Annotated in this window: 9 protein-coding genes; 2 read left to right on the top strand and 7 right to left on the bottom strand. The window is 61.0% G+C overall.

The window, feature by feature from the left end:
- Positions 1-82: 82 nt before the first annotated feature.
- A complete protein-coding gene (locus NKI70_RS26070) occupies positions 83-5653 on the bottom strand; it encodes a DUF3320 domain-containing protein (RefSeq protein WP_352725306.1) in 5571 nt (1856 codons plus the stop codon).
- A 222-nt stretch (positions 5654-5875) separates the two neighbouring features.
- On the opposite strand from NKI70_RS26070, the gene NKI70_RS26065 reads away from it, so the two are divergent.
- Complete coding sequence (locus NKI70_RS26065) at positions 5876-6979, top strand: IS5 family transposase (RefSeq protein ID WP_352578919.1); 1104 nt, start codon at positions 5876-5878, stop codon at positions 6977-6979.
- A complete protein-coding gene (locus NKI70_RS26060) occupies positions 6976-7416 on the top strand; it encodes a hypothetical protein (RefSeq protein WP_352725304.1) in 441 nt (146 codons plus the stop codon). Before NKI70_RS26065 ends, NKI70_RS26060 begins: the two co-directional genes overlap by 4 nt.
- 629 nt (positions 7417-8045) lie before the next feature.
- Here the strand turns inward: NKI70_RS26060 and ubiM are convergent.
- From ubiM to ccoP, 6 genes are all read right to left on the bottom strand, one after another.
- Positions 8046-9227 (bottom strand): 5-demethoxyubiquinol-8 5-hydroxylase UbiM, encoded by a 1182-nt coding sequence (ubiM, locus tag NKI70_RS26055; RefSeq protein WP_352578929.1) that lies wholly within the window; start codon positions 9225-9227, stop codon positions 8046-8048.
- Between the two features lie 423 nt (positions 9228-9650).
- Positions 9651-9803: a cbb3-type cytochrome oxidase assembly protein CcoS gene (gene ccoS / locus NKI70_RS26050; RefSeq protein WP_352725302.1), complete on the bottom strand. Its 153-nt coding sequence runs from the start codon at positions 9801-9803 to the stop codon at positions 9651-9653.
- Positions 9800-12088 carry a cation-translocating P-type ATPase gene (locus NKI70_RS26045; protein ID WP_352725300.1) on the bottom strand — a complete coding sequence of 763 codons (2289 nt, stop codon included), beginning with the start codon at positions 12086-12088 and terminating at the stop codon, positions 9800-9802. Before NKI70_RS26045 ends, ccoS begins: the two co-directional genes overlap by 4 nt.
- Positions 12085-12582, bottom strand: a complete 498-nt coding sequence (locus NKI70_RS26040; protein WP_352725298.1) for a FixH family protein — start codon at positions 12580-12582, stop codon at positions 12085-12087. Before NKI70_RS26040 ends, NKI70_RS26045 begins: the two co-directional genes overlap by 4 nt.
- The gene (gene ccoG / locus NKI70_RS26035) at positions 12579-14138 is read right to left on the bottom strand and encodes a cytochrome c oxidase accessory protein CcoG (protein WP_352725296.1); all 1560 of its coding nucleotides are present in this window, start codon (positions 14136-14138) and stop codon (positions 12579-12581) included. Before ccoG ends, NKI70_RS26040 begins: the two co-directional genes overlap by 4 nt.
- 132 nt (positions 14139-14270) lie before the next feature.
- The gene (gene ccoP / locus NKI70_RS26030; protein WP_352642224.1) at positions 14271-15134 is read right to left on the bottom strand and encodes a cytochrome-c oxidase, cbb3-type subunit III; all 864 of its coding nucleotides are present in this window, start codon (positions 15132-15134) and stop codon (positions 14271-14273) included.
- Positions 15135-15136 lie beyond the last annotated feature (2 nt).

Genomic DNA, 15136 nt, shown 5'->3' with positions numbered 1-15136 from the left:
TCCAGCCAAGGGCAGAGTTTGTCCCCAGGTTCGCCATGATCTTGCGAGGGTGGCGGTCCACCCTCGCGTCCTCGCTGATTTCTTACTGACCGTTTGCGCCGTCTATCAGCAGGCCGTCTTGGTACCGCAACGATCCATTCGCAACAGCACCGGCGACCGCCGCTGAAATCAATTGCCTCAGCTGCGCGCTCGTGGCTTTGAAGCCCAGCATCCTCGAGACGCTCGTTGCGATTTCGTCCTCCGTCGCGCCGAGATTGGATCTCACCACCTCGATTGCACCCTGGGCAACTTCCTCCGAGGAGATCATTTCGGGCTTACGCAATCCAGGGGACATGACACCACTGCGGTCGCGTAGCTGAATAGGCGCGCCCGGTTTGAAGCAGAAGTCGCCTCGACGCGCCACCACTCCCCGCGCTTCGGCGATAACAAGACCACGCTCAATCGCGTCCTGAATCCTGCCGCCGGCCCGCTGTAGGCCCCATGCATCCCGAATGCGCGATACTACCTCATCGAGATGGACTGGCGTCTCTGCGGCGACGATTTGCTCGACCAGCCCAGCCAGGAGACCGGTGGGCGTCTCGTGAAGTTCAAACCGCCCGGGCGGTCTCTGTACACTCGCTTCTGCGTAGGCTCGATCTGGTGTCGCGGCTCCATTCGTAGTCTCCAACGCGATTTCGGTGACGTTACCCCGGTCGACCGTTACGACTTGTACGGCCGCCCCACGGCTTCTCTGGTTTCCCAACTCCGCCCGTTCAGCAAGTTCTCTCGTTGCAGCCTCGATCGCCGCCACCGTCCGCTCGAGCTGTTCACGCGGACGCTGGAACCAATCGGCACTCCAGATGCGGTGAATTATCCAGCCGTGGTCTTCGAGCACAGCCTGGCGAAGCCGATCCCGATCTCTTGCGGAGCGCGAGGAGTGATACTCGGCACCGTCGCATTCGATGCCCAGCAGGTAGCGCCCTGGCCGCTCCGGATCAGCAACTGCCAGATCGATGAAGAAGCCCGCGATACCCACCTGTGCATGGACCTGATAGCCTCGTTCAATCAAGGCGTTGGCTACCTGTTCTTCAAAGATTGAATCCATCTCTCTGGTCGTCGTCTGAGCAAGCGAGATGCGTCCAGTCCTCGCGTAGTGCAAAAAGAGCTTGAAGGCAAAGACCCCCTTACCCTTTCCGCGCTCGAGGTCGATGTCCTCATCTGTTATCGACGCGTACACCTCACAGGCACGCTTAGCCCGGCTTATGAGAACGTTGAGTCGACGTTCTCCGCCTTCCGAACCGAGTGGGCCGAAGCGCATGGCCATGTAGCCCTGGGAATTCTTCGCGTATCCCACCGAGATCATGATCACGTCCCGCTCGTCGCCTTGAACGTTCTCCAGGTTCTTGACGAAAAACGGCTCACTCGGATGGGCGTGGAAGAAGTCTTCGGTGTCCGGATTCAACCGCCGCAGGGCTTCAAGCTCATTTTGGATCGCACGGCGTTGGCTGACAGAAAAAGTCGCAACGCCAAGAGACTCTTGTGGATTGGACTTCGCGTGACGAATGATCGCTTCTGCTACGGCACGCGCCTCGATCGGGTTCGTCCCTGTCCCACCTGAATCGAACACTCCGTCCGGCACGTAATGGAACCGCAGCCCCATACCAGCCTCTTGGGTATACGGACTTGGGACGATGAAGAGCCGGTTGTCGTAGAACTGGCTATTCGACACGGCGATGAGCGATTGATGTCGACTGCGGTAGTGCCAGCGAAGCATGCGCTGTGGCAAACCACGGGCTGTGAAAAGCCCGAGAATGCTCTCGATGTCAGCGACCTGCGCACCCTCGCCGTCGTCATCTTCAGATTGCGAGCCCGTCATCTTCGCAAAGAATGTCGTCGGTGGCAGCTGGCGTTCATCGCCAACGACGACTACCTGGTTCGCCCTGGCAATTGCGCCGAGTGCGTCCACCGGCTGGATCTGAGACGCTTCGTCCATAACCAGGAGGTCGAACGACATTCGACCGGGCGACAAGAACTGCGCCACCGAAAGTGGGCTCATCATGAACACCGGCTTCAACGCCTGGACAGCAGGTCCTGCCCTCAGCATCAACTGCCGGATAGGCATATGGCCTCTTCTGCGCGCCATCTCAGATCGAAGCAAACCGACAGGCCCAGCTCCGCCATCTCTTGAGGGGATCTTGCGATGATGCGCGGTCACGACCTCGATGGCGCTAGCCTTGATCCTCTGCCGGTCCAAATCCGCAAAGTCGCGAACAGCTCTCGAATGTAGCTCGCCGTCAAACCTCCCGAGGTCCGGCTCCTTGTTCGCCATCGCCGTCAGCATTTTCTCGTAATAGGCCATGTCGAAGACCGATCGCGCCGATGCGGTTGGAACCTGGCCATTGGCCAGGCCGCCGATCAACTGTCCTAGTCCCGCCTTTCGGGCACTCTCGGATCGTTCTTCGTAGGCAACCCATTTCGAGAGCTGTTCCTGATGCTCGACCCAGGTCTCCAATCGGGCAATCAACTCAGCAATCACGACCTCAGAGAAATCGCCTACTCCGAACAAAGACGAAGCATCAGCTTTCAAATCGTCCGCAAGCGCCTTCAGCCGCAGTGCCGCGGCCTGCGTCGTTTCTCGCGTTGCACGAGCTGATTTTGCGATCTCGACCCTGTCAGGCAGACGCGCGACCAGATGTCGGAGTGCGGTATTGTTTTTCAACCAGAGCTCGGCCTGCGTAAGCGCGGCCCAGTCGGATCCTCGCCCGAGCCAAGACGAGCCAAATGCGGACATGCCAATGCCGTGAGCAGCATCGATCTCTTGAGCAAGCTTCTGTAGGGCGCCCAGTCGTCGGACGAGCTTCACCCGACCGGATAGCTGATCAGGCAGGCTGGCCAGAACCTCTCGAGACGCTTCGTCCGCTTGAGCCACGGATCGCGCCTTCACTTCCATCAGCTGCAGTGAAGCCCTTTCGGCGGAGGCCACGTCACCCAGCATGGACGGCGCGAGGTGGCCGAGATCATTCCAGAAACCCTCGATCATCGGCCGGCCGATATCGATCACCTTGCGAACCCGGAGCGCACGCGCGCCCGCTTCAGAGCGCTCGGCCATCCGACCAGCAATAAGTCGCGGTTCCGAGCCAAGTCCCCTTAGCGTGCGCATCCATTCCACTAGAGCCAAGAGCGGTGCCGACGAGGATTTCTCCCGGCGCCAATCTGCTCCGAAGGCGGAACGACCAAAGGCGTCACCGTCACGAACCTTCGTGGCCGCCGCTTGCCCCTTCATCAACACGTCTAGGAGACGCACTGTCTCAGTCGACGGCGCGTTAGGATCGACTAGAAGGGACCGCAGAAGGGCTTTGGCGCGACGGTAGTCGCCGCTCAATGCCTTCAACAGACCCGTGTGACTAGCGAGGGCTTGCCTTGTCGGTGCAACCTCCGTGTTCCAGGCAGCATCGACAACTTTGCCCTTCAGCTCTGCTTGGACTGCCTCAAGCGTCGCGACGCTCTCGGCAAGGTCCGCCGCTTGTTCAAGTCCTGTGTCCCAAACGGTCGCGGCAAACGCTTCAGGGCTCGCGTCAGGGGCGGCCGCAACTCTCTCCCCCGTCACGATCAATCTAACCAGCCCTGCCAACGTGTCCGGTACAACCGTTGATCCCAGCTCCTGGTTCAGCCGCTCCGCTTCATCCCGCAAGCGCGGGAGCAGAACGGTCAGCTGGTGCGCACGGACAAAACCGTCTTTCGGGAATTCCGATGGCAGCTTTGCAAGCTCTGCCTCGAGACCTTCAATTGGGGTGTCGATCGCCGTCGCCACCAAATGCTGCGAAACGTCTTCGAATTTGCGGGCGAAATCCGATCCTGTCCAAAGAAGCGATGAGATCTCCTTAGGATGGTCGTCCCACACCGGCGAGACCAACGCATCGGCGGGAAGCTCTGGTGCGGACGCAAGCAGTTCTGCGCGATCTTCTATGTCGCCGCTGTCGCTGAGAATTCGCGAAGGCCCGGCCTCGGTCCGCGCGGCAATGTCGATCAGTTTTGCCTGCACAGCCTTCGCTTGATCGAGCAATGACCCGATGCGCGGGACGAGCCGCTCGACCGTGGTCGGCAGTACGACGTCCAGGCCTACCCCTCTCCAGGGATGGTGGATGGGTAGCCCGATTTCGTTGATCCGTTGAGAGACCTCGTCGAGAAGCTTCCGGCGTGACGAAACGCCTTCACTCGTCCAATGGATGGCACCCTCGAGCTCGATATCTACGGGTTTTTGCCCGTTCTGCCTGAGCCGGGTTAGCTGGCCGAAAACCTGGTAGGGCGTCAGGGCGGATGCGCCGAACGGAACATGCATCCGGTGGGCATGCGCATTGAGCCTGTCGCGCGCCTGCGACAACTGATCGGCCAGCGCAGATGGGAATTGTCCTCGAGGCGATCCGAGCTGCCAGGTACGACGCAGTTCCTCCAGCATCATGCGCTTGTTCGCCTTGTTGCTGTGGAGTTCCAGGCACCCGTCCCCTACCCCGGCATTGTCGAGGCGGCGCTTCACGACCTCCAGCGCGGCCATTTTTTCAGCCACAAAAAGGACGGTCTTTCCGTCGGCCACGGCCGACGCGATAACATTCGCAATCGTCTGCGATTTGCCAGTGCCTGGGGGGCCCTGGATCACAAGGTCGCGACCCTTTCTGACATCATGGATCGCAAGTGTCTGGGAACTGTCGCTGTCGACGATGTGCAACATCTCCGCTGGCGCAATGTGCGGATCAATCGCGATGTCGTCAGACATCAGCGGCTCGCGCGCTTCAAAGCCGTCGGAAAGGAGCGAGCGGATCTTCGGCTGCTCGATTATCTTGGAGGCCTCGGGCCAGATCTCAGGATCAAGATCCCGGTACATCAAGAACTTCGCGAACGAGAAGAAGCCCAGCACCATATCATCCCGGAGCACCTCCCAACCCTCTTTGGTTGAAACCGCTTCGGCCACGGCATCGAGATACTTTGAGGCGTCGAAGTCGTCTCCCGCATCGAAGCTCGGCATGGCGAGCTTGTGCATCCGATCCAGATAGAGCTCAAGGGAGAGGTTCGCGCTCTGATCCTCTGGCCTGGCGCGCAGCCGAAACTTCTCTCCAGCCGTTCCTCGCTCGAGCCGGACCGGCACCAAAATGAGCGGTGCTTGACGGATGTTTTCCTTGTTGTTCGGGTCAATCCACTTCAGCATCCCGAGAGCCAGAAAGAGGATGTTGACGCCCTGCTCCTCCTCTAGCGTCCTGGCATCGTGATGGAGATCGAGAAGCCGGCGTTGCAAGCCGGTGGGGGTCATCCGCGTCTGCAGTTTGGTGTCTGAATGTCGCGCAAACACTCCCCTGTCGTCCACTTCATCGTCCTCTGGCTGAGCAAGGGAAATGGGGGAGTAGTCGATCTCGTCTTCCGTAGCAGAGCCTTCTTGGCCAGCCTTTGGTCTATCAGGCTTGCCTGCGACGAACGTAAAGACCTTCCCTTCATTCACCAGCAACCGATAGACCTCGGATGACCGCTCATCGACGATGTCGATCGTTTTCGCACTCTTTGAAAACCGGGGCACGTTCAAAAGGCGATTACGTGCGGAGAGGTCGAGCAACTCCATCCTGGCGCGCTCGAGCTTCTCCTTTAGCGGTAGATCGCTTTGGAAGACTGACTTTTCGGATTCTGACAATTATGCCCCCACTCCCAGAGCCGAACACTTAGATCCTGCCCAACGGTGGCCGCAACAAAAAAGCTATCCGCATCTCGATAATACTGTTGGCACCGTGCGGTCCGAGCATTGTGAAATGAGATACGTTGGTGACTTGATCTGAGCTAGCAGGCTGTTGAAAGGGTCCTCGCCACCGGACCGCAGCAATGATTCACTGGCTCCGAAGGGAATCGGAGGTGACGAGTGCGCGGCGGCGACGATCGAACTGGCGAACTTTTCAGCTACGTGGACCTTGAGGTCCGGGTTCGGCGCAATCATCCATTGCGGGCGATCCGGACGATCGTGACTGAAGCCCTGTCGAGGCTGGAGCGTGAGTTCGCGGCGCTATATTCGCCGATCGGACGGCTATCTATCCCGCCGGAGAAGCTGCTGCGGGCGATGCTTTTGCAGGCGTTCTATTCGATCCGCTCGGAGCGGCTTTTGATGGAACGGTTGGAATACGACCTCCTGTTCCGCTGGTTCGTCGGCATCGGCGTCGACGACGCAGCCTGGGACCATTCGGTGTTCTCCAAAAACCGTGACCGGCTGCTGGAGGGCGATATCGCGGCGAAGTTCCTGGCGGCCGTGCTGGCGCAACCCAAAGCCAAGAAGCTCCTGTCCACGGATCACTTCTCGGTCGACGGCACGCTGATCGAGGCCTGGGCTTCGATGAAGAGCGTCAAGCCAAAGGGCGGCCCAAGCGGCGGTCATGGCGAACCGCCGGCAGACGGCGGCGGACGCAATGCGGAAGCGGACTTCCACGGCGAGAGGCGATCGAACGAGACACATACCTCGACTACCGACCCCGACGCCAGGCTCTACCGCAAAGGGCGGGGCAAGGAGGCCAGGTTGTGCTTCTTGGGACATGGGTTGATGGAGAACCGCCACGGCCTGCTGGTGGAAGCCTGTCTGACGCTGGCCGACGGACATGCCGAGCGGGTGGCGGCCCTGCACATGATCGAACCTCGTGCCGACCGGCCGCGGGCGATCACGCTCGGTGCCGACAAGGCCTATGACGCAGAGGACTTCGTCAACGAGTTGCGCTCGATGAAGGTGACACCACACGTAGCGCAGAACACGAACGGCCGTCGTTCGGCGATCGATCGCCGCACCACGCGCCACGGTGGCTATGCCGTCAGCCAGCGCATCAGAAAGCGCATCGAAGAGGCGTTCGGCTGGATCAAAACCGTCGCTGGGCAGGAGAAGACCAAATTGCGCGGCCGCGACCGCGTTGGGTGGGCCTTCACCTTCGCGGCCGCCGCCTACAATCTGGTGCGGCTGCCCAAGCTCTTGGCGGCGTCGAAATGACCGCGCCCGCGGGCTGCCAACTGATCGGCCGCTGGCGGATCATCGAAGCCGATCTGTGGGATCGCGGTTACCTGAACCTCGGTGGACCCGCAACCATCGCCATCGGACCCGACAACAACGGCGAGATCGCCTTTGGTGCCCTGCAAGCCGGCCTCGATCTGAGCTACAGCCCCTCGATAGTTCACTTCACATGGGGCGGGTGTGACGAGATGGATGAAGTCACAGGCGATGGCTATGCCGAATTGCTCGACGACGGCTCGATCGAGATCACATTCGCCTACCACAACGGCGACGAGGCCATCCTCAAGGCAATACGTCAGACTTCTTCAACAGCTGCAAGTCTTACTGAGTCAGAAAGTCGGGGCTGCGGGGGGATTCGCGCTGGTCGTGGATTTGTTAGGGTGCTGCTTGGTGATCAGGGAAGCGCCCCGCCATGACCGACTGGACAGCCGAGAGTGAAGCCGAGTTCGACGCCTATGTCGATGCTTTGATCGGGGTGATCGGCCACGCCGACCGAGCTGAGCCGCTGAACGATTATTGCCTCGGACTTCTGATGCCGATAGAGCGCAAGAGCGTGAGCCGTTGGCGGCCGTCACGGCGCCGTCGCGGGTGTCGGCCAAGCATCAGTCTCTGCTGCATTTCGCGGGACAGGCGCCGTGGTCGGACGCGGCCTTGCTAGCGCGGGTTCGCGACCGGTCCTCAGGTCAGCAAGCTGATCCTGACGGATTTTGGCCTCCAGCGTGTCTTCTTTCTTCGGGGCCATGGACGGACCAGCTTGCTCCCATCGTTGTTCGCGAGGACAAGCTTACGCAAGCCCACTGAAGGATGGGTTAACTATCCAGCGGGGGTAACCAGTGCGCTCACGATGTCTTCGGGTCGCACGTCTGCTCTTGGCCTTGCCGTCTGACCATCGAGCTCTTGCCCGCACGCGTGCCTTGATCCGAATCATCCCAGGATCGGCAACGTCACCATGGAAGCAGCCCTGCCAACGGCATCAAACGCGCCCGGCGAGACAAAAGGAAGCCGGGCCGAGATAGCGTTCCAGAGCGGCAGCGCTGCCTGCGATTCACCGCCTGAGCATGGCCGAAATGCCATGGCGGATAAAGGGAAGATATTGGGCAAAGCGAAGCCCCGCATGTCTTGCAAGCCGTGCCGTCGGGTGCTCGCCTGAGTAGAGAGCGACAAGTACATTCGTAGCATGATAGAGCGGTGCCGCCGACCGACGCAGTCGGCTTTCGTATCTGCCGAGCATGTCGGGATCAGCAATGTCGCGGCGCTCGCGACATGCCGCCAGGATTCTATCGGCGAGTTGCTTCTGGCCACTGAGGCCGATGTTGAAACCATGAGCGGTCACCGGGTGCATGCCGAGGGCAGCATCGCCGATCAGTGCCGCACTCGGAGCCCAGAACTTGTGCGCCCAGGTCGTGACCAGCGGATAGGCATGGCGGGTGCTTGCCAAGGTCATCTCTCCGAGGCGTCCTCGACACCGGTTCGTCAATTCCATGAGGAACAAATCGTCGTCGAGAGCAAGCAGTCTGTCGGCCTCGCTTGAGCGCAAAGTGAGAAGCAGCGACGACACGCCTTCCATGAGCGGCAACATCGCTATCGTTTGATGGTGATCGAACCATTCGACCGCGATCTGGTGATGGGCGCGCTCGTGCCTCACCCGGCAAATCAGCATCGAGTTGCCAAGCCGATTGATGGCGGCGCCAATGCCGAGGAGGTCGCGCGTCGCGGACAAACGCGAATCCGCTGCAACGAGCAGCCGAGCGGCCAATTGCCTGCCATCAGAGAGCGTTATGACTGCTTCTTTGTGGCTGGTTGTTGCAGTGACGACCGAGCGGCCGCACAGCAGCTGGGCATGATCCTGGAAGTGGACAAGCTTGAACAGGGCGTCGCGGATCCGACAATTTGGGACCAGAATTCCGAGTGGTTCCCCAGATCCGCTGGGAGAATCGAAGCTCAGGGCGAAAGGGCTCGATCCGTTGAGCACGCGCGCGCCTTGTAGCGGTGATTTGTCCGAAGCCGGGATGGCATCCCAGGCGCCGAGCTCGCGAAGGATTCCAACCGATGCGTGGGTCAGCGCGATCTCGCGACCGTCGAAAGCCGGATTCGCCAGGCTTTCGAGCGACTGCCGTTCAACCACTGCCACCTTGAGTCGGCTCTGGGCAAGCGATGCGGCGAAGGAAAGTCCGACCGGCCCGGCTCCGACGACAATAACGTCGAATCTATCGACAGAGCCGGCCATCAGCGTGCCGCCATAGCGTCGGCTATCTGCGACGAAGGGCACTGGAACGCATCGCAATCGATCCACGGTTTGCGGCTCATCTCCCCAAGCGTCTCCACGCGACCTAACCGTCCGTTAGACATCCGTTCTCCGTTCAAAAATGCTCAATGAAACCATGCCGATGAAGAGATAACCCTGATGTGGATCAACCAGGCTCGATAAACGCGGCAACGGCGGGTTCACGGTCGACTGGTCGATCGCGACGCCATGGTCTGGTCAGGTCATCATGGAATGGCCGGCTTGCCGTTCGGTGCGGCCCTTTCCTGGCCGAAAGTTCGGCAACGTATTCTGGCTGATCCGTTCGCACCCGTCGCGCGCCGAAATCGGCATGACGCGAAGCAACCGCGGAAAATATTCGAGCGAGTCCTCGCAGGGCAGGCTGGGTCAACTGCGTGGCTCGTCGCGATCGATCAGGATCCGCTCGGCGGCGCCATCGAGATCTTCATATTGGCCGCTCCTCAAGGCCCACAGGAACCCGGCCAGCCCAAGCGCTCCGAGGAACAGGGCCACAGGTATGAGGTAGGGCAGCGTCGTCATGAGGATTGTGCCAGTGCGCCAATGTCGGAGCGCCTGTCATGTCGGGCATCTTGCACCGATGCATTTGACACGAAACCTTGCAGGCGTAGCGCATTGCCGATGACCAGGAGGGACGAGGCGGACATCGCGACCGCCGCGATCAGTGGCGTAACGTGCCCCAGAATGGCGACCGGCACGGCGATGCCATTGTAAACGATCGCGATGGCGATGTTCTGCCGGATCAGCCGTCCGGCCTTCCGCGAAATGTCTAAAGCAAGTGGGACCGCCAGAAGACTTTTACGCAGGAACACGAAATCCGCGGCGTTGCGACCGATATCCGCCGCCGTGGCCGGAGCGAGCGAAACGTGTGCGGCACCCAACGCAGGCGTGTCGTTGAGCCCATCGCCGACCATCAGGACCTTGTGGCCGGATCTGGTCAATGCTTCGATGTGTTCGACCTTCCCGGAGGGAAGCAACGCGGGAACGAAGCGCTCGACGCCCAGTGCTTCCGCGACTTCGCCGCAGGCAGCTTCTGTGTCGCCCGACAGCATCTCCACCGACACGCCGGCGCCGTTCAGTTGCTCGATGGCCGCCTTGGCATCGGCACGCAGCTCATCCTCGAAATCGAAAGTCGCGACAATGACCCCGTCCTTCGTCAAAACGGTTCCGCCATAGCCTTGTTTGCTTTCGCCGCCGGTCCGGACTTTCCACTCACCCCATCCGCGGCGACCCAGCCGCCAGGTACTGCCCTCGGCGATGGCTTCGATGCCGAAGCCCGGATGCTCGCTGACGGACGCGAGTTTCGGCTGGCCGGCAAAGGCTGCATTGCCAGCGATTGCCTTCGAAAAGGGATGGCGGGAATGCGCTGCCATCTCGGCCGCCATAGCGAGCATCGTCGGATCGATGGACGGCGCATTGATCAGCCTGGGCAGTCCGAGCGTAAGCGTGCCGGTTTTGTCGAACAATGCCGTGTCGATCCCCGCCAGGCGCTCCATGGCGGAGCCGTCCCTGACCATGACGCCGCTTTCAAACAGCCGCCGCGCAGCGACCACCTGCACGATCGGCACGGCGAGACCGAGCGCACACGGGCATGTAATGATCAAAACGGCGATGGCGATGGTTATCGCCCGATGCCAGTCGCCGGTTGCCGCCATCCAGCCAAGGAATGTCACGAAGGCGGTGAGATGAACAACTGGAGCATAGAGTGCGGAGACGCGATCGGCGATCCTGCGATGGCGGGCGCGGCCGCCCTCTGCCGCTTCCATCAGTCGAATCATTTCGGCCAGGAACGAATCCTTCGCGGCGGCCGTCGCCTCGATGGTCAGCGGACCGGTGAGATTGAGTGTACCGGCCTGGACCTGCGCCCCCGGGCCCACCGTTCTGGGCGTGCTTTCCCCGGAAACCAGGGAACAGTCGAGATCCGACGCCCCGCCAATGATCCTGCCGTCGATGGGCACCCTCTCGCCAGCCGCGATCAAGAGCTCCATTCCTGGTTCGATCTCGCCAACCGGCAAGTAGTCGCGCGAACCATCCTCGCGCAGCACCATGGCGCCGCGCGCCGCCAGCCGAGCCAGTCCGTTCACGGCCGTCCGCGCCCGTTCCCGCATCACGTGATCCAGCGTGCGGCCGATCAGCAGAAAGAACAGCAGCGACACCGACGCGTCGAAATAAGCATGGTCGCCATGGTTGATCGTCTCGTAGAGGCTCATGGCGTAAGCGAGCGATACCCCGACCGCGATCGGCACGTCCATGTTCATGCGGCTGTGGCGCAGCGCATTCCAGGCCGAGCGAAAATAGATGCCGCCGGCGAAAGCGAGCGCAGGAATGGCAATCAAGGCCGAGACCCAATGGAACAGGTCGCGGGTCGCGCCTTGCGCGCCGGACCAGACGGAGACTGATAGCAGCATGATGTTGCCCGCCGCAAAGCCGGCGACCGCGACGGCGCGGATCAGTTCCGAGAGCGTCTTGTTCTTCCCGTCAGCCTCGGGATCGAACAGGTGCGCGCCATAGCCCAGCCGTCCAAGTGTGGCGACGAATGGCGGAACCTCGTCGCCGCGCCACCGGACCGAAACACGTTTCGTCGAAAGATTGACACGAGCGCCTTCGACGCGATCCAGCTTGCCGATCGCCGTCTCGATCGTCTGGATGCAGGCGGCACAATGCACAGCTGGCACCGAGAGGTCGGTCTGGCGAAGATTTTCGCCAATCGAGCGGCTCGCCAGTCTGATTTCCTGGCCAGAAGGCAGGACCAGTGTGACCTTTTCCAGGTCCAATGCCATTTCGGCGCCTGGCGCGCAGCAGCTCATTGCAGCGCCCCGCGGGAAATCACGATCCGGCGAACGTCGCGATAGGGTTCCGCAAGGCTCGCATCGGCGTCGATTTCGACGATCCAGACGCCATCCTTGGGGATGTGGTGCGCGGCGAATATCTGACCGGAGGCAGCTGCAAGAGTGACGGATTTGTCCTCGGCCTCGTAGGCGGGATGACGAAACAGCACCTTGACGCCATGCACGGCAACCGTCTTGCCGCCAGCATCGGTGAGACTGTAGCGGACCTCACCGCCTGCGATGGTCAGTTTGCCAGTCCAGCCGAGGGCTGCCTGAGCTCGCCCTTGCTCGGCCTTTTTGTTGAATTGCTGGCTCGCCACATAGGTGTTTTCGACGACAAGCCCGGTCCAGCTCGTGTTGGCAAGCGTCGCCATGGTCAGATTGACCGCGATGACCACGCCGAAAAAAGCAAGGATGATGGCCAACATGTGCCTGCCGGTGAATTCCCGGGATTTTCGCGTGGTGGCGTTCATCTGGCGATCTCCGGCGCGTTGAAGGTGGCGGTGTATTCGTTGGACTCGAAACTCGCTTTGTCCTCGACCCGGAGTGTGAAGGTCTGCGCTGCGCCATGGATCTGATCAGCAGGCAGGCGCACGAAAACCTTCAACATCTTCAGCCGGTCGGGTTCGACCCGGATCGCGAAAGAGCGATCGGCGGGGAGGTCGACACCAACGATGCTCATCTCTGCGCCTGGCAAACCCCCAATGCTGACGACGATCGTTCTTGGTTCGGGGATCATGTTCAGCAGCTTGACGGTATAGCCATTGCGGATCGAGCCGTCGGACAGCGTCACGAATTGTGGATTGCGGTCGTGCAAAACATTGATCTCGAGCCGGTCGCGCGTCAGCAGCGAAAAGAGCAGACCCAGGCCGATCAGCGACCACATGGCCATGTAGACATAGGTGCGTGGCCGAAAGATCTTGCGGACATGGAAATGCGCCACCCTGTCCGAAAACAGGCCGTCATCCGTCCTGACCAATGACGGATTGACCGAACAGGCGCCGCCCGCGGTCGCCAGCATCATGTTGGCATTGTAGTCGGAGAGTGTCGCGTAGGAGATCAAGCCGCGCTCCTTGCCGAGCTTGTCCATGACGCCGTCGCAGGCGTCGATGCAGAGCGCGCAGGTGATGCATTCGAGCTGCTGGCCATCGCGAATGTCGATCCCCATCGGGCAGACAGCCACGCAGGCGTTACAGTCGACGCAATCGCCGACTGACTGTCCGGCGGCCTGGAGCTTCTTGGTGTGACGCGTGCGCGGTTCGCCGCGCCAGTCATTGTACGTGACGGTGAGCGAACTTTCGTCGAGCATGGCCGCCTGGATGCGCGGCCATGGGCACATATAGGTGCAGACCTGCTCGCGCATCAGCCCGCCGAACGTATAGGTCGTCGCTGTGAGCACAGCGACGGTGATGTAGGCGACAGGCGCTGCCGTGCCGGTGAAGAGTTCGACGAGCAAGGTCGGCGCATCGGCGAAATAGAAGATCCAGGCGCCGCCGGTCGCTGCACCTATGATCAGCCAGATGGCGTGTTTCGACATTCTCAGCGCGAGCTTGCGGGCGGTCCAAGGCCCGGCATCGAGCTTCATGCGCGCGTTGCGGTCGCCCTCGATAGCTCGCTCGACGACCAGGAACAGATCGACCCACACGGTCTGCGGACACGTATAGCCGCACCAGGCACGACCGACAGTCGACGTAACCAGGAAAAGACCGACGCCTGCCATGACCAGAAGGCCGGCCACATAGTAGAATTCCTGCGGCCAGATCTCGATGAAGAAGAAGTAGAAACGCCGGTTGGCGACATCGAGCAGGACGGCCTGGTCAGGGGCAAACGGGCCACGGTCCCACCGCAGCCAAGGTGTCAGATAGTAGATCCCCAGCGTGATTGCCATCACCGACCACTTGAAGCGGCGGAAACTGCCAGAGGCCCGGTTCGGGAAGATCTTCTTGCGTCCGGCATAGAGCGGCTGACGGGTCTTGGCGGAGTTGACCGCATCGGCTTCGAGCCGTTCTATTTGCGTGTTATCGAGCACGAGAAGCTCCAGTCACCAGCGACGATTTCGCCGGAAGCCCGACCCATCGGTTTCTGGATGATGCCGAGGCCCGGCTCGCGCCGGGCCTCGTCGCTTGGCGGTTGGGGGGAGGACGAGAATAGGCTTGCGTTCCTATTCTCCGCCGCCAAGCGAATGGACATAGACCGCGAGTTCCTTGACCTTGATCTCGCCGAGACGCCCGATCCAGGCCGGCATGACGCCATGCCTCGGGGCGCGGACCTGCGCGGCGATGGCTGTTTCGCCAGACCCGTAAAGCCAGATCGCGTCGGTCAGGTCGGGTGCGCCGAGCTCCCTGTTGCCCTTTGCATTCTCACCATGACAGGCCGCACAATTCTCGGCGAAAACATTGGCGCCGAGTTCGATCAGGCTTGTGTCCTGAACAGGATCGGAGAGGCTTGCGACATAGGCGCCGACCTGCTTGATCTGATCCGTCGTGATGATGTCGCCAAAAGCAGGCATTTCCGACAGGCGCGTATCCGGGTCTGATGCGAAGCGGATGCCGTCCGCAATCGTCTGCTGGATCTGTTCGGCGTTGCCACCCCACAGCCAATCGTCGTCGTTTAGGTTGGGAAAACCCTTGGACCCTTGAGCGCCCGAGCCATGGCACTGCACGCAATTGACCTTGAACGCGGCGCCACCTGCGGCGACCGCGAATTCGCGTAGTGTATCGTCGGCAGTAATCTCGGAGACGGTCTTCGCCTGAATGGCAGCGACATATTTGCCCTTGGCCACTTCGGCCGCCGCCAGTTCATTCTTGACGTCTTTGCGGCTCGAATACCCCAGCACACCCCTGGTCGCGGAAGTCAGCATCGGCCATGCCGGATAGACGACGGTGTAGCCGATCGCCCAGGCAATGGTGATGTAGAAGGTGATGACCCACCAGCGCGGAAGCGGGTTGTTGAGTTCCTTGATGCCGTCCCACTCATGGCCGGTCGTCGAGATGCCCGAAACCTCGTCGATATGCTCGCTGCCCATGA

The sequence above is a fragment of the Mesorhizobium sp. M0500 genome (assembly GCF_040321165.1).
GTDB lineage: Bacteria > Pseudomonadota > Alphaproteobacteria > Rhizobiales > Rhizobiaceae > Mesorhizobium.
Note: the sequence above shows the minus strand (reverse complement) of the source record. Positions and strands in the feature narration are given on the sequence as shown.

Coding starts and splice junctions, on each gene's coding strand:
- ubiM (WP_352578929.1), bottom strand. CDS start 9,227: ATGGCCGGCTCTGTCGATAGATTCGACGTTATTGTCGTCGGAGCCGGG.
- NKI70_RS26040 (WP_352725298.1), bottom strand. CDS start 12,582: ATGAACGCCACCACGCGAAAATCCCGGGAATTCACCGGCAGGCACATG.
- ccoP (WP_352642224.1), bottom strand. CDS start 15,134: ATGGGCAGCGAGCATATCGACGAGGTTTCGGGCATCTCGACGACCGGC.
- NKI70_RS26045 (WP_352725300.1), bottom strand. CDS start 12,088: ATGAGCTGCTGCGCGCCAGGCGCCGAAATGGCATTGGACCTGGAAAAG.
- NKI70_RS26060 (WP_352725304.1), top strand. CDS start 6,976: ATGACCGCGCCCGCGGGCTGCCAACTGATCGGCCGCTGGCGGATCATC.
- ccoS (WP_352725302.1), bottom strand. CDS start 9,803: ATGACGACGCTGCCCTACCTCATACCTGTGGCCCTGTTCCTCGGAGCG.